Origin of the sequence: Neorhodopirellula pilleata (assembly GCF_007859915.1) — a bacterium.
Classification (GTDB): Bacteria; Planctomycetota; Planctomycetia; order Pirellulales; family Pirellulaceae; genus Rhodopirellula; species Rhodopirellula pilleata.
Genome location: NZ_SJPM01000004.1, coordinates 513,592 through 533,924, shown reverse-complemented (window position 1 = coordinate 533,924; position 20,333 = coordinate 513,592). Strand labels below are relative to the sequence as shown.

Below are 20,333 nucleotides of genomic sequence, written 5' to 3'. Positions count from 1 at the left end.
GGTGATTGAAAATGAGGCAAGTTTGATGAATTCGTTTGCAATGGGATCGCTCTACGAGAGCCAAACACGAGTGCGTCAGGAATTTCTCGATTTCGCCGAACAATGGCAGCGCACCAAAGAAAACTGGCAAGACGAACCCGCTCGACAATTCGAGGAGCAAGCCCTCAATACGTTGGCACCGACATTGACCCGGGTAAGTGGTGCCATGCAAACCTTCGCCGAAGAAATTCGCAGGGCGGACCAAGCCTTGGCCGACCCGGATGCCTTCACCGAAATGTAATGGCAACCCGGATTCGCGGAATTCCTTTCCGTGCCCCGTTGGCGAATCATTCGTAGAGATGAGGCCGTAGTGAAAGTCGCCAAGACATTCGGTGGCCGAATGAGCCTGTATTCAACGCGACGACAGACGCAGTCCTTTTGACCTCACCTGACACTTCACCCCGCCTGCACCAAGAAGCCATTTAGGTGACTCATTCCACCGCTGTCGTCGCCTGAGGTGCTGTTCTTAGCGATAAAGAAGGCTAATCGCTACAATCAAAACAGCCGTGTTGCAAATGTGGCAACTTCTTGGCATCGCGATTGCTTCGTATTGGTAAAGAGGACGAAAGTTAGTTCCATGAGCTACCTTTCGTTCGAAGAAACGAACGTCAATGCAACTTTTCCAGAGAACAATCCCATGTTCGCGCCCATTCACGCTCCCTCGTTCATCCAAACGGTCCATGGCTTGACTTACAAGGTCATGCGAACGACACAACGAGAGGAGAACGAAGACCCTCAGCACACCCAGAAAAACAATCGATACGAAAACACGACGCCCCAATCGGGCTCGAAGCCTGCGGAAGATCAGACTCAACGCTGACTCGCCGTGATGGCTAAACGTGAAGCCGATCGTGAAGATTTGTTTGCCGAGGGTGTGAATCTGCCCCAGCGAGGTCGGCTGACCGGCCCTAATTCGCAGCAGTGGATTATCGGGTGGCGGTGCGAAGACGCCATGAGCTTGTTCGTCGAACAAGACCCGGTCTTTCATTTCAACACCCGAGGTGAATTGCGGCGGGCTTATGTCGAGGGACGCAAACTCGCGGCCGAAGACGGACGTTTATGCGAACTGGTCCGTAGCGACGACACATCGAGCAAATTGTCACTCTTCCGGCAAATACTTGATCCGTCGCAGACGAACCAGGTTCAAGTGGCCATCAAGCAATCGCTCGCCGAGATTCGTGATCATTGGTTCGGCGAGGACATCGGCTTGGAAGTGATCGGTTTGTCTGCGGACGATTTCCGCGACAAATTTTTCAAGTGGCTGGCGGCTCATCCGGGCCCCTATCCGATCGCGAAGTCACCCGCAGTCGGGTAAACTCTAGGAATGATTCCTACCATTTTCCGAACCGGGTTGATTTGCTTCGCGCTGGCTTCGATGACGTCAAAAGCGTTGTCGCAGGTCGTGCAGTTGCCCAGCATCCGGCAGTTCTCTTACAGCGGCGGCGTCTTGGTCCCTGATCAGGGATCAACCTACCTCGGCGGCAACCGGACGTCCGCTACCGGCAGTCGGTCGAGAGGAATTCCCGGCTTCGGACCGATGCCGCAATCTCAATTCGGTGGCATCGAAACCAGTTCCGGTGTTTCCGTATCTGCGACGATCATCGATCATCAAGAGATCGATCGTCAATTGCTCGGCGAGGACCCTCGTCGGATCGCTTGGCACGCCCGACACCGCCATGCGGCTTCGCCAGACGAACAGATTGAGGAAATCAAATCATTGGTCCGCAATGCACGATCGTTGCATCTGGCCGGACGCGGATCGGCATCGCGAGCGACTTACGATCTGGCGATCGATCGCATGGTGCGGCTTCGTCAACATCCCTCTGCACCGGAGGAATTGGTTGCCAAGATGCTAGCATATGCGGAAGTAGAATACTCCAAATTATACGGCCCCTTGCCCGCCGGTACCTTCGCTGCCAACTCATTCTCCCCTAACGCATCGAGGATGCGTCCTTGATCAGTCGCCGGATGCCGCTGAAGGCGTGTCGAGATTTTTGTCGACGTTTCGGCATCGGCCATCGAGCCGGTGCGGACCTGTTGCGCTTGCTCGATAGCGAAGCCAAACATGGCTCGCCACGACAGCGAGCGGCGATGGAGGCATTGCGTGCCGAAGCGGCCAGAGGCACCGCGCTCGCCGACGGCATGAATCAGAATAGTCATTTCTTTCCACCGCTGTTGCGTTCGATGGTCAAGGTCGGCGAAGCGACCGGTCGCTTAGAACGGACATTGCTCAAGCTAGCCGACCACTACGAGCAACAGGTTCGATTAAAGAATGATTTTGTTCGGGCGATCACGTGGCCTTCAATCCAATTGATCCTCGGGATCGGGGTGATCTCACTGTTGATCTGGATCATGGGCAATGTGACCCCATCGGCCGGCGGGGAGATGATGGATTTGCTCGGACTGGGACTGAGGGGTTCGAGCGGCGTCTTGGTGTTCTGGGCTTACATCGCTGGATTCTTTGCGATCGTCTTGGCAGCGATCACAGCGTTTCAAAAGAACATTGGTGGTGTGCAAAACACGATCCCGTTGCTTTACAAGATCCCGGTCATCGGCAACGCGATTCAGACGATCACGTTGTCCCGATTTACCTGGACGCTCGCCCTCGCCCTCGATGCCGGATTGAACCCGATTGCGGCGATCAAGCTGGCACTGGATGCGACCGACAGTGACTACTACCGCTCGGGAGCCGAAGACGCCGAGAATAATATTCGCGCCGGCGGTACATTGACCGACGCGTTGCAGGCGACATCGCTGTTTCCAGATGAATTCTTAACTCAGGTCGGCGTTGCAGAGATTTCAGGGACCGATTCGGAGACGATCGACTATGTCGCCCGCGATTACGACGAGCGAGCCAAAGCGGCCATGAAAACCATTTCGGGGGTGGCCACCGGAGTGGTTTGGCTGGGCGTCGCTGGAGCGATTTTGTTCGTGATTTTCCGGATCGTGATGAGCATCGCGGGAGTTTACAACGAAGCCCTGCAGGGGATCTAAGGAACTGTTCGCAAATAACTGCCTGATTTCGTAACCCGACGCGTGACGGCGTGTTGATTTAATCGTAACCCGATGCGTGAGCGAGGGATTCAACGCCATTAAACCCTCAGTATGTATCCCTAGCTGACGCTTCGGGTTCCGATTCTCTTGCTTGATGCAAATACCGAAGTTATTTTCGAACAGTTCCTTTGCGCCGATTCGGCCAAACTTCTTGAGGCAACCTGCCGTATAGCCATCGGGATCAGGCCAATCGGGTTCAATAGGGCTACGAGAGGCTAGGCGATCGCCTACAATCGTGGGTCCCCATCGATGACTCTAGGAATTTGATTGAATGCTCACACCGACGAAAGACTCTTCTTCTGACGCGGAACCCTCGCAAGCTGAAAACGGCCACGCCGTCACCCCCAATCCGTTTTTTGTCGATCGGAATGCGCCGAAAAACGACGCGGTCGACTTTAAGGCGATTGAAGCTGCCGTGAAGGTCATTTTGGAGGCGGTTGGTGAGGATCCTGAGCGTGACGGATTGCTCGAAACACCGGCGAGAGTGGCGCGGATGTACGCGGAAATGTTCGCCGGCCTGAAATCCGACCCGGGACGTCACCTCGATAAGGTTTTTGTGGAGGACTACGACGAAATCGTCTTGGTTCGCGATATCAGCTTCTGCAGCATGTGCGAACACCACCTGCTGCCCTTCACGGGCAAGGCGCACATCGCGTATTTGCCCAGCGGCAAGGTCGTCGGCTTGAGTAAGCTTGCACGTGTCGTCGAGGAGGTCGCCCGTCGTCCTCAAGTGCAAGAACGAATGACGCACACGGTCGCCAACTTAATCGAAGAACGCTTATCAGCCCGTGGCGTAGCGGTCGTCATCGAATCAACTCACAGTTGCATGACGATGAGGGGCATCCGCAAACCAGGCAGCCTGTGCCTGACCAGTGCGATGCGTGGCACGTTCAAGACCGATCCGAAATCGCGGGCCGAGGTCCTCGGATTGATTAATCGCGAACCTTCCTGAGCCGGTCTGCCAGAGAAGACCAACAACACATCGGCACGTGAACTCCGGCCAATGGAGCGTTAAGCCAATAGCTCGGTAATCGGATCGGCCGTTCCACCGATCTTGAAGGGACGACCATTGGGGGCGAAAAAATCTTCTTCGAGAGGCAGACCGGCCGCTGCGGCAATCGTCTTGTTGAATGCCGAGACGCTGCAACCGTCCGTTTCGACCGAGTGGCCGTGTTTATCCGAGGCCCCGTAAACTTGGCCTCCCTTGATACCCGCTCCGGCCAACAAACTGCTGAAGGCGCCCGGGTGGTGGTCGCGCCCGGCGTTGGCGTTGAGTTTGGGTTTTCGGCCGAACTCAGTCGTTAGCACGATCAATGTTTCACCGAGTAAGCCCTTGGCGTGCAAATCTCGCATCAATGCGCTGACCGCGGTATCGACGTTGGATGCTTTCGAATCCAAACGATCATAGATTTCTTGGTGCATATCCCAACCGCCATCATTGACTTCCACAAATCGAGCACCGGCCTGCACCAATCGTCGCGCTAGCAAACAGCCTTGCCCGAATGAGTTGTCGCCGTACTGTTCCTTCACTGCGGCTGGCTCGTCGTTGATATTAAAGACCTTTAAGTGCTCGCTTCCCATTAGCTTTTGTGTTTCCACATACAGTTGGTTGTACGCTTCAACGGCATTATTTTTTCGCGTTGACTGAAATTCTTTGTCGAACTTGCTTGCCAAAAACAACCGCCGCGAAAAGAGATCGTCGCTGAGGTAGCTCGGCAACTTGATGTCCTGCAAACCACTTTTTGCGTTCGCGATCGGAACCGGCGAAAGCGAAGGCGGTAGAAACCCGGCGCCAGGGTGTCGGTTGCCGCTACCGATCAAGAAGTTGCCGGGGAGCTCTTTGTTCTCTCGTCCCATTCGATCAACCATCCATGCACCTAACGCCGGATGGCGGATGCTGTTGATTTGCTTATAGGCGGTTCTCATTAAGTACCGCGCGGGCTCGTGAGCACCGGTCTCGGTATTCAACGACCGAACGACCGCGATCGCACCGGCCAAGTACGCCAACTTCGGGAACCGGTCGCCATATTGGATACCAGGAACGCGGGTGGCAATGGGCTTGGTCTCCCCGGCTTCTTCGACGCCTACTTTCGGATCGAATGTATCCAAGTGCGTCATCGCTCCGTCCATAAACAGATAGATCACATGCTTGGCTTTGCCCGACGAAACTGCTGCGGCCGTCGTTTCGTTGTCGAGGATCTGGCTGCCCATGAATCCACCGGCAAACGAAACGCCCAGCGTTTGGCGTGCCACGCGGCTGATGAACTGACGACGATCTTCGAGATCAAATTCGATTCCAGACATGATTGGGCAATTGGTTCCGTAGGGGAATGGATTATTGGATGAACAAAAACTCGCGGGTATTGAGCAATGCCCAAGCGATGTTTCCTAACGCGACGGTATCGTACTGTTGCTGACTGAATTCCTTGGCGGCCACGACGCGATCCGCCGGTTTCGGCTCTCGAGCTAAGATGCTGACAAAAATCGCATCCATTTGATCGGCGGGTTTATTGAGTTTCAAAACATTGTCGACCAGTGCAGAACCTGGTTCCAACATCACGTGGGTGATGGCACCGTTGAACATCGACAAGATCTGCGGAACGGTCGCTTCGGATTGGCTGCCATTGATGACCTCCCGATCACCCTGACCAAACTGCCTAAGAAAATGGTCGCCGGGCAGTGGCGATGGCAGTTCGCTGGCACGGCACAGCACAATACCTTTGTAGGCGTGTTGTCTGAGTTCGCGTTGATACCCGCGGCTGAAGTACGTGTCACCGAAACGTTCGACACGTTGCAACATGCGTTCAAACGTCATCGTGCCAAAATCAACATCCATGATGTCTCGCATGTCCTCGGCGGTCGGCCGTTGAAACGGCATCGGATTGGGCGCGGCGAGCGTCAAGATGGAATCCCACACCTGTTCGGCCGTCATCCGGCGAACCGTCGGACCGGGAAAATAGTAGGGTTCGCCGTCGGTGATGTCATAGTCGAACGCTTCACGCTGATAGGTTTGACTGTACAGCACCATCCGGGTGAACTCCTTCAAGTCGAAATCCCGCCGGACCATTTCTTGTTGCAGGAATTCCATCAACGGCTCATTGACACAAGGGTTGTCTTCGTTGAAGTCGTCGACCGGTTCAACCAATCCCACCCCGAGCAAGCGTTGCCAAATGCGGTTGACGATCATCTTGCTAAAGAATGGATTGGACGCGTCGGTTACCCAAGCGGCGAATTGCTCGCGGGGTGAACTGTTGCTAGCCGAAGAAGGGATTTCGCCCCACAAAACGGCGGGTTCAACTTTGTCTTTTGGTTTTGCGTCGCTGTATGCGTAATCATGCGGCAACCGCAGGTCGGCTTTGACTTCCCGAACCATGTATGTGTTCGCTTGAGCTAATCGTTGAAATTCCCCCGGCACGCGTCCATTGGGAAAATGCTCACGGGCTTTTTGAATCAATGCTTGAGCTGGATTGCCTTTCTCGAAACCAGGATCACCTCGCATGATTCGGGTTCGTGTTCCTGCCGTGAACGCCGCGAGTTTATAAAACTCGTGCTGGGTCCAAACATCGAACGGATGATCGTGGCATTGGGCGCAACCAATCTGTGTCCCGAGAAAAATCCGCACCGTGTTATCGACGTAGGGTAACGGCATGCCTTCGTCTCGAAGTTGGTAACCCGTCGCCGGGTTGTCCCAAACTTTTCCGTCAGCGGTCAGCATCTCGTAAACCCATTTGTCGTAGGGTTTGTTTTCGGCAATGCACTGCTTCACGTAGCCGTTGTAGGGGTCCACGACGATGTTCGGTTGCGGCCGGTCAATCAACCGCAGCGTATCGGCCCAAAAGTTATAAAAATTACTCACATAGTCAGGGCTGCCTAGCAGCTGGTCGATCAACTTCTCACGCCGATCGTCATCCTTGGACTCCAAGAACTCGGTCGCCTCTTTCAATGTCGGGATGCGGCCAGCCACATCCAGGTAAATCCGCCGCAAGAACTTTTCATCGGAGGCCAAGTCCCCGGGCGTGATCGACTCGGACAACAGTTTTTGTTCGACCAAGCCGTCAAGCATCGCCGCCGATGCTGCGATTTCCACACGCGGCACACGAACTTTGGCAACCTTGATCTCAGCCGGCTTTCCATCGCGAACGCTTTCGGGCAACTTGCTCGTGACGGGCTTGGGCGGTGCCTTTTTGTTTCGCGACGACTGAGCCGAAGCGGATGTGGCCGATGCGACGAACAGGATGCCGAGTATTGCGATCGCGAGGCCAATCGTTTTGATCGATCGGTGTAAACTCATCATGGAACGGATAACTGTTGAAGAGAATAGTTAAGGGGAGATGGAACCCCGTCGAGTCACCTCTTATGATAACTGATCGCCGCTTGATCGTGCACGCCGAAACTGGTGTTTGTCGATCTTGATACTCTTGTTGAAGCAAAATTTGACGAATAATCATGATGAACACCTCTCGGTCCCACGTCTCGAGCCTCCCCCCGTTTCCCGCCACGTCAGCCCCACCCTTTTGGTGCGGGCTTGTGGTTCTCGTCATTTCGGTCGATTGTGGTTGGTTGGGGTTGCTCACCCGAACGACTGCGGCGGATGAAATTCGCGGCGGAGATGCTCAGGTTCAGAACGTCCCGGCTGAAAAGAATCAGTGGTCCGTCGGGCACCCCGATGGCGATTCATCCGCGTGGGAAATCCGCTGCCAAGGCGAGTTGGTAACCACTTATTACGGGGATCTCGCCGGCACGCCTGGTTTTTTCCCTGTCAAAACGCCGAGCGGATTGGAACTGACGCGCCGGTTCCCGATCGGCCCACCTCGTGATTTTGAGAAGGAAGATCACGACCACCACCGCTCGTTTTGGTTCACGCACGGAATCGTCAACGGTCTGGACTTTTGGATCGATGACGACAAATCGCACGTAGGAAAGATCGTTCAACGTGAATCGCAAGTTCAAGTCGACGGCAACGCAGTGGTCCTGACGACTAAAAATGATTGGCAGGACCACGACGGACAAACACTGCTCAGCGACGTCCGGCGATTTCGCTTCACCCAATCGCACGGCGATACGGTGATTGATACCACGATCGAACTGATCGCCGGCGACGGCGACGTCACCTTCGGCGATACCAAGGAAGGCAGTTTCGGCGTTCGCGTCGCTGGCACGATGAAGGTCGATGCGAAGAAAATGGACAAGCGGATCGGTGGCACGATCATCAACGCCGAAGGGCTGCGGGATGCGGACACATGGAGTAAGCCCTCGGCATGGGTCGATTACAGCGGCCCGCTATTGCCAACGAGTCACATCGACGGGACTCGTGTTCAAACCAAAGAGGAATTGCTCGCATCGGACTTACCCGTCGGCGGCATCACGATGATGTACCATCCGACGAATCATCTCCCAGAGTGTCGCTGGCACGTTCGCACGTACGGTTTGTTTGCGGCGAACCCGTTCGCTCGGCGGCACTTTGGTTTGCCCGAGTACGAAGGTGTCAGGATCCGCAAGAACGAGTCGTTAACCCTGGACTTTCGAGTTGTCTTGCACGACGGTCTCTTTGATGAACCGACAACGAAACAACACTACCTCGACTACAGCCGGTAACGCACGTCTCGCGCTCATTTGATGAAACCGTCCGATATGCCAACAACTCCATTCTCGTTACAAGGCCTCCGCGTGCTCATTACCGGCGGGACGCAGGGAGTGGGAGGGGCGATCGCCAGATCGATCGCCGCTGCGGGTGGCGACGTCGTTTTGGTGGGACTGGTCGATGACGCGATCGCTGAGCAAACGTTGAACGATTGTCGCTCTGAAGGGGTTCAGGCAGATTTGATCACATGTGATCTGTCCGAACCATCGACGGCCTGGCTGGATGATTTGATGCAGCGGGTCGAAGATTGCTCGCCTGGTATCAATGCACTGGTCAATAACGCGGGCACGTTCATCGACCTACCGTTCCTGGAAATGACACCGGCAATTTATGACCGAACGATGAATCTCAACGTTGCCGCCGGATACTTTTTGACCCAAGCGTTCGCCCGACGCTGGGTGCATGAAGGCGTTCGCGGACGAGTCGTGTTTACAGGCTCGATCAACGGAATCCTGGCCGAACCTGATCACACGGCCTACGACACCTCCAAAGGAGCCGTCGCCGCGATGGTCCGTTCGCTGTGCGTTTCATTGGCACCGCTTGGGATTCGGGTCAATTCCATGGCTCCAGGTTTGGTGCGAACGCCGCTGACCAATCCCGCGATCGACGACCAACGGATCGGCCGGTGGATGGAGCTTCACACGCCCAACGGAAAGGTACCCACACCGGATGTTTGTGGTGGAGCGGTCGTCTTCCTGCTCAGTGACGCGGCCGAGCACGTTCACGGGCAAACGATTTACGTCGACGGCGGGATGAGCATTTGGCAGCAGCCCGACGCGCCATAGCCCGACGTCGGACAGGCTCGACGTCGGACAGGCTATTGGCATCACAAGACCAATATATTCGATTCACCCACGTCCCAGCAGAGCCACTCGCTTGCCTGTCTGTTGATTGAATCGTTTAACGGCAAGCCACAGGCGACAGAGTTTGATTGAATCGTTTAACGGCAAGCCACAGGCGACAGAGTTTGAAAACCCAGACGCCTGCGGCTTGCCGTTAAACGAAAACGCCCAAACGTGCACTCAGTCAACACGCCGTTGCGCGTCGGGCTTTTATGGTTGCGGCGGAACCGAACTAAGACAGTTTTTCAGCTTCTTCGACGCGGTACATCTCCCGCCACGGTAATTGAATTCCGCCGTCGATCGTCAGCGTGCTGCCGGTGATGTATTGGCTCGCCGGATCGCACAGGAACACGACGCCCCGACCAATTTCGTCGGGACGTCCCAAACGATTCCAGGGCAACTTAGCCGACTCGTTGGCCAAGGTTTCTTCACTGAAGAATTTGCGCTCGCCGGGCGTGTCGATCCACCCGGGATGAACGACGTTAACGCGGATTCGATCGCGGCACAGTTCCACGGCGGCGGTCTTGGCCATCTGATCGTTGGCGGCTTTGGCCATGTTATACGCCATCGCGCCGGGCATCGGCATGTGCGCGTGTGGACTGCTGATGACGACGATGTTGCCGCCTTGGCCGGCATCGACCATCTTTTGGGCACCGCGGCGGATCAGATAAAACGCACCCCACATACTGATGTCGATCGTCTTGCGAAACTCATCAAGATCCGAGGCCAACATCGTATGCCGGTCGCTGTAGGCCGCGTTGGAAACCACGATATCCAATCCGCCCATCAACTCGGCCGCTTCATCGACGAGCCGTTCGACATCGGACTGAATCCCCATATCGGCGGCGATCGCGTGAGCCCGCACACCGTGTGATTCGCACTTTTGAACCACCTCGTCGGCTTGTTCGGGGTGCGATCGGTAATTGATCGTGACTTCCGCCCCCGCCTGGGCCAAAGCGATCGCGATGCCACGACCGATGCCTAGCGAACTGCCTGAAACGACCGCTCGCTTGCCTGACAAAGGACGTGATGAGAAGCCGGTAGGAGAGGGTTGCTGAGAATCGCCGGAATCAGTCATGGTCGAGTAGGTCAAGGAGGAAGGATTGAAGAAATCAGTCGTGAATATAACGCTTCGCTGGCATCCTTGGGACTTGCCACCGGAGTTTGCGTTTTGATAGATGCTTACAAAGCCGATATTCCCATTGATCTCGATGAGTGCGATTCGATGAAACCCAACGCGACCTCCCAAGCCGCATTTAAGAACGGCGCGACCGTCGTGGTCGCCGACGCCAAACCGCTGTCTTTACTGGCCACGGCCGGGGTCCTGCATCATGGCGGGATGCGATGCCTGTGTGCGCGAACGGTCGATGCGGTCTATAAGGCGTGCGGTATCTCACCGACAACGATTTTCCCGTCACCAGAGCCCCTTGCAACGCCTGAAACCAATATCCAGCGAATGACCAACGAACTGATCGACCTGGTTGACGACGCGGCCCGCGGCGGAATTCGCGTCGATGAAGGCGATCGGGGGTTGCCGCCGACGGTTAATCCGACGCCCGTTTCCGGCACGCCAACGGGCCCGATGGACGCCGACAACCGAAACATCGATTTGATCGTTTGGGATGTCGGCGACGATGCCCCGGGTGTGCTCGATGCCTTGGCTCAGATACGTCAAACTCACCCGGATCTTCCCGCGATCTTGTTGGCCGAATACCAATGGGCGGGACTGGAGAAAAAGACCGAGTCGTTATCCGCGTCGACCCGCTGTCTGTTCAAACCGATCGACCCGTCGGCTCTGCTCGCCGTGGCCGAACAGCTGCTTTGGATGCCCGCCCTCCAATCGATCCACCGCAATCGGGGCTCTCGTCCGAGTCGACCAGGTTGGGTAACGTTGTGAATCGCGTCCGAATTCGGCGCGTATCACAACATATCATTCTTACTGAGTTTTCGCGAAAAAGACATTCATGACGTCATTGACTCAACCCCTGAAATGGCACGGTGGGAAATACTACTTGAGGAAATGGATCATCGACTTGATGCCGCCTCACCTGCACTACGTCGAGCCCTTTTTTGGTGGTGGGGGGATTTTGCTAGCCCGCGATCCGGCCCGAGATTGGATGGCGTCGGGCGATGAAAAATTGCCGGCCGCTGAAAAGGGCAGCAGTGAGGTTGCCAACGACCTACACGGTGAACTCATTAATTTTTGGAGAGTGCTTCAAAACCCTGAACATTTTGAAGCATTTCGAACAAGAATCGAAATAACGCCGTTTAGTGAAGCGGAGTTCGATCAAGCGTTGGAGTATTCACGACAGTTCCAAGGTGATCCCGAGGCTTGCCCGGTCGAACGGGCCGTGCAGTTCTTCATCCTCGCGCGACAGTCACGCCAAGGTCTGATGAGGGACTTCGCGACCCTCTCGCGAAACCGAACGCGGAGCCGAATGAACGAACAGGTGTCGGCTTGGTTGAATGTGGTAGAAGGACTCGCCGACGTCCATCGTCGTTTGCGAAACGTCGTGATTTTGAACCAACCCGCCACCGATGTCATCCGCAAACAAGACGGCTTCAAGACTCTGTTCTATTGCGACCCACCTTATTTACATGAATCGCGATCAACGACGGGAGAGTATGCCTTCGAGATGACCGTCGCCGAACATGAGGATCTGCTCAGCGCCCTGTCGCAAGTTCAGGGCAAGTTCATGCTCAGTGGTTATCCCAGTGATCTGTACACGCGTTGGGAACAACGCCTCGGATGGAACCGACACGACTACCAAATCGACAACAAAGCCGCGGCGGGCAAGATCAAAGAGAAGAAAACCGAATGCTTGTGGTGTAACTTTTAAACATTGAAGTCGTTGACACCGCAAAGCCTTGAAGCAGCTAGAATGAAACGAACGTTGTCAGGCGATCGAGCAATCGGCCCGGCAGACACTCACCGTCCGATCATTCTGTACTGCATTTGAGGCCATTGGGCATGAACCAACGATTCGTGTTTCTCACTCTGTTTATCACCTGCTTGGTGACGGCATCTTCGATCTGCCGGGCGCAATCACCGACCGAGAAAGATAAAAAAGATGCGGCTTCGCGGCAACTAAAAGAAAAGAACGCTGGCAACGAACAAGAGTCTTTGCCACCAACGTTTGCTAGCTACCGTGAAGCGATTTCAGCGGGATACGAACACAAGAATGCGGGCAACTTAAAAGCAAGTCGTGATGCCTACGAAGCCGCACTCGGCTTCGAATCAACGGATCGGCAAAAGTGCGACGCCTATCGTCAACTCATCTCGATCTACTCGGAACTCGGCCAATGGGAGTCGATGTACAAGGCGACCGAGTATATCGTCGAGAACCCACCTTATCCTGCGTATTCATCACTTTCGGTCCGGGCGATGATCGGCTACGTTTATCGCAAGAAAATGCAGGAGGAATTGTTCGCCCGTTATGAAGCGAGGCTCGAAGAGAACCCCAAGGATCGAACGACACTCATTATCCTCGAGAAAGCGGTCGAACAACTCAAGCACGATTTGCCACGTCGGGCAGACTACCTGCGACGCATGATCGAACTAGACGTCGCCGAAGGCGTCACACCCGATCCAGAGATGCGAGCTCAATTAGCCTTCACCCTCCGACTCTCCCACAAAGAAATCGAATCGGCAGAAATGTACGAGGCCATCGCAAACTCCGATGAGAACTATCGTTCCTTCGGATTAGCCCAGGCGGCCGAATCGTGGCAGCGAGCAGGCGAGAGCAAGAAATCAATCGACGCTGCCGTAAAAGCCTCGAACCTGGGGCCGGACGTGCGTGCCAGTCGCAGCTTATACGAATGGCATCGATTACTCGGCGACCTATTCCTAAAACATCTCGCTAAGGAACCGGCCAAGAAGCATTATGCGGCCGCTCTCGAACATGCAACGATCGACCCTTATCGCGATCAATGCCGTGAGCAACTGAAGCTCGTCGAAGCATTGCGTGATTAGAACCTGTCCGAAAAGGGGTCTGACCCTCTCCGGCGATACCCTCAAACGAATGAATAACGACTCGCCTCGAAAGGGTCAGCCCCCTTTTCGGATAGGTTCTTTGTCTTTCGTTTTGAAGTATGCTGGCGGATCGCTTTTAATCCTTAATCACGTTTCCGAACGCTCAACCCCCAATCGGAAGATCTTGTTTGATGAATCGAATTAATTTGTCCCGCTGCCGATGCATTCCGTTGCAGCTTCTTTCGTTGGCGTTCGCGGTGAGCGCTGTAGGGATGTTTTCGCCGTCGCAGTCTAGCGTGATCGCTGCGGAAACCAACGACCGTCCTAATATCATCTTCATTCTCGCCGATGACATGGGCATCGGCGACGTTTCGCACAATGGCGGGCTCGCACCGACTCCTCATTTGGATCGACTCGCCGCCGGCGGAATGCGATTGACCGACGCCCACACGACGAGTTCTGTTTGCACGCCGACGCGGTACGGCATTTTGACCGGCCGTTATAACTGGCGATCGCGGTTGAAGTCCGGTGTGCTCTACGGGCCCGATCAACCACTGATCCCGACCGAACGATCAACGATCGCAAAATTCTTGCAAGATCGCGGATACCGGACCGGCGTTGTCGGCAAATGGCACCTGGGGTTGGGCTGGCAGGCGATGCCCGAAGGAGAACTGTATCCAGGAACACCCGAAGCTGAACGTTCTCGCCCCCTGAAGGAACTGAAGAAGTCAGCCTGGACGATCGACTACGCTCGACCGGTCACGGGCGGTCCGAATCAATTGGGATTTGATCAATCGTTTATTATCCCGGCATCGCTCGACATGTTCCCTTACGTCTATCTTAGAAACGGCCGAGTCGTCGAAGAGCCAACAACCGTCAAAGCGTTTCATCGCCCGGGACCGGCCGCAGCCGGTTTCGAAGCGGTGAATTGCTTGCGTGACTTTGCCCGTGAGTCGAGGCAGTTCATCGCATCGAGTGGAGATCAACCTTTCTTCTTGTATCTGCCGCTTTCGAGCCCCCACACTCCGATCGTCCCATCGCCCGCGTGGCAGGGTAAATCGAAACTGTCCGAGTACGGCGACTTCGTGATGGAAACCGATTGGGTAGTCGGCCAAGTGTTGGAACAACTCGACGAACTCAACGCAACTGACAACACACTGATTCTTTTCACGACCGACAACGGATGCTCCCCTCAAGCGAAGATTCCCGAGTTGCAAGCCAAAGGTCATTCGCCCAACGGCAACTTGCGTGGCCATAAGGCGGATATTTTTGATGGCGGACATCGGGTTCCGTTCCTGGTTCATTGGCCGAACGTGGTCACCGCAGGAACGCAGTCGGATCAACTTGTCAGCACCGTCGACGCTTTTTCGACCTTCGCCGATGTGATCGGAGCGAAGATTCAGATTCCCAACGACGCGGCCGAGGATTCATTTTCGTTCTTGCCGATCTTGCAGGGTACCGACGAAGCGATCCGGCCGTATCTGATTCACCATTCGATCAATGGCTCATTTGCCATCCGCCAAGGCCGATGGAAACTCAGTCTGTGTCCCGGATCAGGCGGATGGAGCGATCCACGACCTCCCCAAGCACTCAAGGACAAAACCTTACCGCCGGTACAGCTCTACGACATGCAGTCCGACATCGCCGAGAGCAATAATTTAATCGAGCAACAACCGGACATCGCCGATAGTCTCGCCGACCTACTCGTCGAAGCAATCGCCAACGGCCGAACCACACCCGGCGAAAAAGTTTCGAACGAAGGATGGCCCCAAACCTTCCCCGGACCGGTGCTCAAACTCTACCCGCACTTACAACCCTAACCGCCCCGAAAAGGTGTCAGGACTGCATGACACTTTTTATAGTCCCGAAGGAAAGATAATGGTACTTGATGACGGGCGTGCCGCAGAAAGGGACGTTTATGTTACGCACATTTCGTCCATTTCTTTCGCCATGATCATTTCGCTTGGCTGCTCAGTCTACGGTCTCATTTCAGGCATGATGGAATCGTACAGTTTGATCAAGGCAGGTGAAGCAAGCGGCAAACTCCCAGATTTAACACCTGCTTTTGTTATGAAGGACATGTTCCTTGCTGGGGGGATCCGCTGCGTAGGATGGCTCGTGGTTGGATTGATTGCAGGAGGCATGTTGGCTGGCTTTTTTAATATGCTCGCGCGAACTACTGGAGGAGTTCGAATTCGCGTACGAGATGACGAAAACGCCTAACTCACCCATTAGCCACGGGTCGCGCAGCGCACCCGTGGATAGAGAAGTTTTCCGATGGTATTCGCTTCGCTCGACCACCGGCTAATCGCTAACAACGCCTTCGGCGTAAAGATCTCAGGACTCGTTTCAGGCATCAAGACCGAATCGGTATCTCAAGCGGTTCGCTGAGTGACCTCAACGAGGTGGTAGCCGAATTGGGTCTTGACGGGGCCTTGAACGTCGCCGACCTCGCAATCGCCGAACACGACGGCGTCGAACTCCGGAACCATCTGCCCGGGACGAAACGTTCCCAAAGCGCCACCCGATTTACCGGACGGACAAGACGAATGTTCGGCGGCGAGAGCACCAAAATCCTCTCCGGCTTGAATTCGTTTCTTTAAGTCCAAACAGGTTTCTTCGGATGAAACAAGAATGTGACGAGCAGCCGCTTGTGCCATAACAATGACCTTGGATCAGTGGGAGTGAGGAAAGTGAAGATCTCCAAGCTTACCGATTCGGCGGTGCCGGACCACCCCAGGGCTTTCGATTGACATGACCTCACCGCCTCCTCTAACGCGGGTAAGGCAATAACGCAGCGGAGCAACGAAATAGAGACAAACCCGACGCATTGGCAGATCGGCGTGATGCCGCGTGCTAGCGAGTCCGTGAGCTATTTGACCCGTTTTCCGACGCTTGTTCCTCCCGAAATCCAGGTGCCTTTGAAAGAACGAAAGTCGTCGGAAAACACCATCTTCATTTTGAAAATGTTGTCTTTATTGTAAAAGAGAACGGACTGCGGGGAATCGTATTTCCAAGTGCCGCCGGAAAAGAAGTGGCCTGCACTGCCATCGGCTTTGATGGAGAATCTGAGCTGTTGACTTCGCCAAACCGAATCCGCAATCTTGCTCAGGAGTTCCTCCTGCGGTGTCAGAGGTTCTGACTTATTTGCCGCTTCCGTTTCGGGCCGTTCCGCTGTTTCGGGCGCAGTCATTGCTTCGGGCGCAGGCGCTGCTTCGGGTGCATTCGTTGCTTCGGGCTGGACCGCGGCGTCAGCTTTGCTGGATGTGGCTGGGACGGTAGTGGCTGGAACGGCGGTTACCGGCATGTTCGACTCGAGCGAAATGCCCTTGATGGACGCTTCCGAACGCATTGCGATGGCGACGATCGGTTTGGGATAGAGCGCAACGCCTCGCGCGAGCGAGAACCCCATAAAGGAGCACGATCCGCCGACATACAGGTAGACATTCTTCGAGTTGAAATCTGGACGATATTGCTTGATGTCGCCATAAGTTGACTCGATGTCGTCGTCCGTCGGACCGTCGCTCTGAGGGTCAATCATCACGGTCAGGGCGTTACCTTCCTTGATGAAACGCACGGTATGAATGCCATCGGTGTTAATCTTATTGAGATAAGTCCCGTTCAGAATCGCCATCCCCGCATTGGACCGGGCGGCCGGTGCGATTACATCCAAAATAATATCTCGACGATCGAAATTCCCCGTCCCCATTGCAAATTTCGCGGCATGGTCATCTTGCGGTGAAAACTGGAACTGTACTTCGAACGTAAAATCACCGTCTAGAAAACCGGAGTTCTTCGTGAAAATCGCAGCCTCACGACCTCGTTCGGCAGGGACCCGGAAGCCTCCGTTGGTTTCTCGTTGCAGTGCCGCGCTGGTCGTCATGAACGATGGAAATCGATCTTCGTTCTGAATCACCGCATTCGGGCCGAAGGTTGCTCGCGAACGAGGCTTCACGGCGTGCTGACCGACACGTGGGTTGCTGCCATCTTCAAGAGCTGTATCAACGGCGGAGGAAATCGCGAAGAGGATTTTGCCATTCTCGACATCAATGAGTCTTAGATGGGCCGTGCCTCCTGTGCGGTCGGTCACGATCTTGCCCGTCAGTACTGCATCGGCTCCCGCCAACTTACCGATCTCTTGAGAGAGTTGCTCATCAAAGAGCGCTGAGTTCTGAGTTACCAATTCGGACAAGACGGAATCCATCACTGATCGTTCAACCACTAGCATACCTTTATCGACTAATGCCACGGTCAAATCTTCAGTGATCATCGAACCCGCCGAGGTCAGCGTTCCGTCAAGATTGCCGATGGAACAAACGCCCACCACCATGGGTTTGTTTGCGGCACACACTTCGTCACCGAATTCTAGTTCGGTTTCGAGTTCAGACGTTATCTTTGCTTTCGAATACTCTTGGTTGACCTCCGTGACATGTAATTCGGCAACTTTGCGACGATCAACACCAAGCTCGGCACCGCTTTCTGGGTCGACAATCACGCCTTCATTCCTGTAGACAGACAGCGGCAGGCCAATCGTCATGGCTTCGTCGCGTCCCAAATTCATATAGACGGTTTGTTGAGCGACGCGGATAACTTTACCGCGATGCGACGCCTGTTCGCAAAGTTGTTTCGTTTTCCAACCAACGACTTGGGCCAACCCGACGTGCTTAGCGGCTTCGTCCAACGAGAGAGGCTTTTGGATGTTCAAGTCGGCCGATTTCGTCGCCGTGAAATCTTTACCTGTTGCCAGCTCCTGCACCGTGATGGTTGTCTCGTCTTCGCTGACGATGGTGCCGACCAGGGAGTTCTGTTTGTTGAAAACTCTAGCGATCGTTTCAGAATCGTGCTGGCTCTGGCCGCATAGCGGGGTTGCCGCCGCAGTAACGAAAACAAACGCCAGGCGGCAGATTAAAGTCGGAATGCTCGGACGTCCATCGCATATAATGCCCATGCTTTGAAACACACATGTGGCCGATTCGCTAATCTGGTAGCCTGATATTGTCTTGCGCATACTATCAGATGAGGGAAAGGCGGCGATTTTGAGAGCAGGAGATGTCAGTCTAGAACCGATGGCCTGTACTTTCAAGTCTTGTGATCGAGACGAACCTAACGTCTGCTCAATCACGAACAATTCCGAAATCCAATTCGTCACTTCACCATGAAAAAACTCAATCCCATTGTCTTTCAATCGGCCATTACTGTGTTAGTCGGTCTGTTGGTCGTCGTGGCAGTTTCTCTTGCGGCGGGGTCGTGCCTTGCGGCTGACGATCGAGCAACGAAGGAAATCGTTAAAGTTGCCTTTAATGATAAATCGATCATCGTCGGCTACACGATCCGGGCCGACGATACCACGGTTGAATTCTTCGATTTGAAGTCGAACAAAGCATTGAGTTTTCCAAGGACCGATGTCAAGGAAGTGAGCGCCGTGGACTTCGATCAAGCGGTTGAGATCGTGGGCTTTCCAGTCATGTTCAGTTGGAAGATTTTCGGACTAGCAGAAAACGTCAAGAAGTTAGGCAAGATTGCTAAAGTTACACCACAGCTAGTCTATATCAACCTTGGAAGAAGTCAGGGAATGCGGAAGGGCGCGAAGCTCTCTGTATTCCGAAATCTGGATGACATCGTGGATCCGGAAACGGGAAAGGTCTTGGCGACGGAGCGACCAAAGATCGCTGAGCTTACCGTCGTGGAAGTGGATCAGCTCTATTGCAAGGCACGCATGGCGGGTGATATCGAGGTCGCCCTTCGTGTCGGCGACGAGGTCGACGTCGACAGTCGAGTGGTTGTGGCGGTTTGCCCTCTCGTGTTCGAGGATGGCACGACCAGCGATGAGAATGCGGCACTTGAAGAAGACCTCGTTACCAATCTCGTCAATCGAAAGATCACGGTCGTCGATCGCTCCAACCTAAATGACTTGGTGACGGAACTGCTCGTCCAGAACACCGTTCTTTTCGATCAAGAATCCGCAAAGAAAGTCGGAGAACTAACCGGAGCATCTCACGTGGTGGTTGGGAAAGTCATTCCCACATCCAAGGAACGCGGCACCGCCTACGTCCGCTTGGTCGAAGTGGAGACGGGTAGGATTTTGGTAGCATCGACCACGTCGATTGCGGTTTCTCAAACGCATCCGATGACACGGCGCCGGGTGGCTGTGGCTGGCGTTGATCGAATCGGCGGCAACACCATCTCTCGTCAACTACCCGCTTTTTTGACCACGCAGTCGCAGTATCGCAAGACTCGCAGCGGGGGCATTCGAATTCAAGGCGCCCATGAATCATCGAGCAGAAATCGGAACGCAATCCAAACCAAAGATGCGGGGTTTCTGACAAAGGACTTTGTCTTTGAAGTCGTCTTGGAGTTCGAGCAACTTGACCGGGAGGCATTTGTCGGGATGGGCCCCGGACTTGCTGACGTTAGTTACAACGGTTTGACGGACTCGGTGTATTTGCAACTTGTCAATCCAAGCATCGGACCATCATCAAGTGGCGGTGTGGTGCTGCTCAATCGGTTCAAGCTGGACCGCGCCGAAATTGGCCGACTACCTAATCTTGGCCCGCATTTGGTGCGTATTATCAAAATGGGCGCGACCGTGACGTTTCAGGTGGATTGTGGTAATGATGGCCCAACCGACGATGACCTTGAAACGACGATTCAAGATATCGCGAAAGCGGCACCATTCTTTCATTCCAAGAATTCACCGCTGTTCTTTGGTGGCGGTAGTGAGTTCAGCAGCATTCGCCTCAAACCCTGATGCCGACGCGGTGTCCCGTCGAACGATGCAGGACAC

At 54.7% G+C, this 20,333-nt stretch carries 19 protein-coding genes; 14 read left to right on the top strand and 5 right to left on the bottom strand.

Annotated features, from left to right (window positions below):
- The first annotated feature begins 25 nt into the window (after positions 1 to 25).
- From Pla100_RS13035 to folE, 6 genes are all read left to right on the top strand, one after another.
- A complete protein-coding gene (locus tag Pla100_RS13035; RefSeq protein WP_146578087.1) occupies positions 26 to 280 on the top strand; it encodes a hypothetical protein in 255 nt (84 codons plus the stop codon).
- Between the two features lie 336 nt (positions 281 to 616).
- A complete protein-coding gene (locus Pla100_RS13030; protein WP_146578086.1) occupies positions 617 to 859 on the top strand; it encodes a hypothetical protein in 243 nt (80 codons plus the stop codon).
- 9 nt (positions 860 to 868) lie between these two features.
- Entirely contained in the window at positions 869 to 1,354 is a 486-nt protein-coding gene (locus Pla100_RS13025; RefSeq protein ID WP_146578085.1) for a hypothetical protein, read from the top strand.
- A gap of 9 nt (positions 1,355 to 1,363) precedes the next feature.
- Entirely contained in the window at positions 1,364 to 1,996 is a 633-nt protein-coding gene (locus tag Pla100_RS13020) for a hypothetical protein (protein WP_146578084.1), read from the top strand.
- A complete protein-coding gene (locus Pla100_RS13015) occupies positions 1,993 to 3,033 on the top strand; it encodes a type II secretion system F family protein (RefSeq protein WP_231603010.1) in 1,041 nt (346 codons plus the stop codon). The genes Pla100_RS13020 and Pla100_RS13015 overlap by 4 nt, the downstream gene beginning before the upstream one ends.
- A gap of 331 nt (positions 3,034 to 3,364) precedes the next feature.
- Positions 3,365 to 4,045: a GTP cyclohydrolase I FolE gene (gene folE / locus Pla100_RS13010; protein WP_146578083.1), complete on the top strand. Its 681-nt coding sequence runs from the start codon at positions 3,365 to 3,367 to the stop codon at positions 4,043 to 4,045.
- 59 nt (positions 4,046 to 4,104) lie between these two features.
- Here folE and Pla100_RS13005 read toward each other — a convergent pair whose 3' ends face one another.
- Both Pla100_RS13005 and Pla100_RS13000 read right to left on the bottom strand, forming a co-directional pair.
- Complete coding sequence (locus Pla100_RS13005; protein WP_146578082.1) at positions 4,105 to 5,397, bottom strand: DUF1501 domain-containing protein; 1,293 nt, start codon at positions 5,395 to 5,397, stop codon at positions 4,105 to 4,107.
- 31 nt (positions 5,398 to 5,428) lie between these two features.
- Positions 5,429 to 7,387 (bottom strand): DUF1549 and DUF1553 domain-containing protein, encoded by a 1,959-nt coding sequence (locus Pla100_RS13000; RefSeq protein ID WP_146578081.1) that lies wholly within the window; start codon positions 7,385 to 7,387, stop codon positions 5,429 to 5,431.
- Positions 7,388 to 7,653: 266 nt separating this feature from the next.
- Between Pla100_RS13000 and Pla100_RS12995 the strand changes: the two genes are divergently transcribed.
- Both Pla100_RS12995 and Pla100_RS12990 read left to right on the top strand, forming a co-directional pair.
- The gene (locus Pla100_RS12995) at positions 7,654 to 8,688 is read left to right on the top strand and encodes a DUF6807 domain-containing protein (protein ID WP_231603009.1); all 1,035 of its coding nucleotides are present in this window, start codon (positions 7,654 to 7,656) and stop codon (positions 8,686 to 8,688) included.
- Between the two features lie 36 nt (positions 8,689 to 8,724).
- Positions 8,725 to 9,519 (top strand): SDR family NAD(P)-dependent oxidoreductase, encoded by a 795-nt coding sequence (locus tag Pla100_RS12990; RefSeq protein WP_231603008.1) that lies wholly within the window; start codon positions 8,725 to 8,727, stop codon positions 9,517 to 9,519.
- A gap of 289 nt (positions 9,520 to 9,808) precedes the next feature.
- Here the strand turns inward: Pla100_RS12990 and Pla100_RS12985 are convergent, their stop codons facing one another.
- Complete coding sequence (locus Pla100_RS12985) at positions 9,809 to 10,654, bottom strand: SDR family NAD(P)-dependent oxidoreductase (protein ID WP_146578171.1); 846 nt, start codon at positions 10,652 to 10,654, stop codon at positions 9,809 to 9,811.
- Positions 10,655 to 10,720: 66 nt separating this feature from the next.
- Between Pla100_RS12985 and Pla100_RS12980 the strand changes: the two genes are divergently transcribed.
- From Pla100_RS12980 to Pla100_RS12960, 5 genes are all read left to right on the top strand, one after another.
- The gene (locus Pla100_RS12980; protein ID WP_146578078.1) at positions 10,721 to 11,473 is read left to right on the top strand and encodes a hypothetical protein; all 753 of its coding nucleotides are present in this window, start codon (positions 10,721 to 10,723) and stop codon (positions 11,471 to 11,473) included.
- Positions 11,474 to 11,540: 67 nt separating this feature from the next.
- The gene (locus tag Pla100_RS12975; RefSeq protein WP_146578077.1) at positions 11,541 to 12,416 is read left to right on the top strand and encodes a DNA adenine methylase; all 876 of its coding nucleotides are present in this window, start codon (positions 11,541 to 11,543) and stop codon (positions 12,414 to 12,416) included.
- 131 nt (positions 12,417 to 12,547) lie between these two features.
- Complete coding sequence (locus Pla100_RS12970) at positions 12,548 to 13,549, top strand: hypothetical protein (RefSeq protein WP_146578076.1); 1,002 nt, start codon at positions 12,548 to 12,550, stop codon at positions 13,547 to 13,549.
- A gap of 191 nt (positions 13,550 to 13,740) precedes the next feature.
- Complete coding sequence (locus Pla100_RS12965; protein ID WP_197167894.1) at positions 13,741 to 15,369, top strand: sulfatase family protein; 1,629 nt, start codon at positions 13,741 to 13,743, stop codon at positions 15,367 to 15,369.
- 58 nt (positions 15,370 to 15,427) lie between these two features.
- Complete coding sequence (locus Pla100_RS12960; RefSeq protein ID WP_146578075.1) at positions 15,428 to 15,772, top strand: hypothetical protein; 345 nt, start codon at positions 15,428 to 15,430, stop codon at positions 15,770 to 15,772.
- 152 nt (positions 15,773 to 15,924) lie between these two features.
- Here Pla100_RS12960 and Pla100_RS12955 read toward each other — a convergent pair whose 3' ends face one another.
- Positions 15,925 to 16,209 (bottom strand): peptidylprolyl isomerase, encoded by a 285-nt coding sequence (locus Pla100_RS12955; protein WP_146578074.1) that lies wholly within the window; start codon positions 16,207 to 16,209, stop codon positions 15,925 to 15,927.
- A 212-nt stretch (positions 16,210 to 16,421) separates the two neighbouring features.
- Complete coding sequence (locus Pla100_RS12950; protein WP_231603007.1) at positions 16,422 to 18,497, bottom strand: FlgO family outer membrane protein; 2,076 nt, start codon at positions 18,495 to 18,497, stop codon at positions 16,422 to 16,424.
- A 207-nt stretch (positions 18,498 to 18,704) separates the two neighbouring features.
- Here Pla100_RS12950 and Pla100_RS12945 point away from each other — a divergent pair, with 207 nt between their 5' ends.
- Positions 18,705 to 20,297, top strand: a complete 1,593-nt coding sequence (locus Pla100_RS12945; protein WP_146578072.1) for a hypothetical protein — start codon at positions 18,705 to 18,707, stop codon at positions 20,295 to 20,297.
- Positions 20,298 to 20,333: the final 36 nt, after the last annotated feature.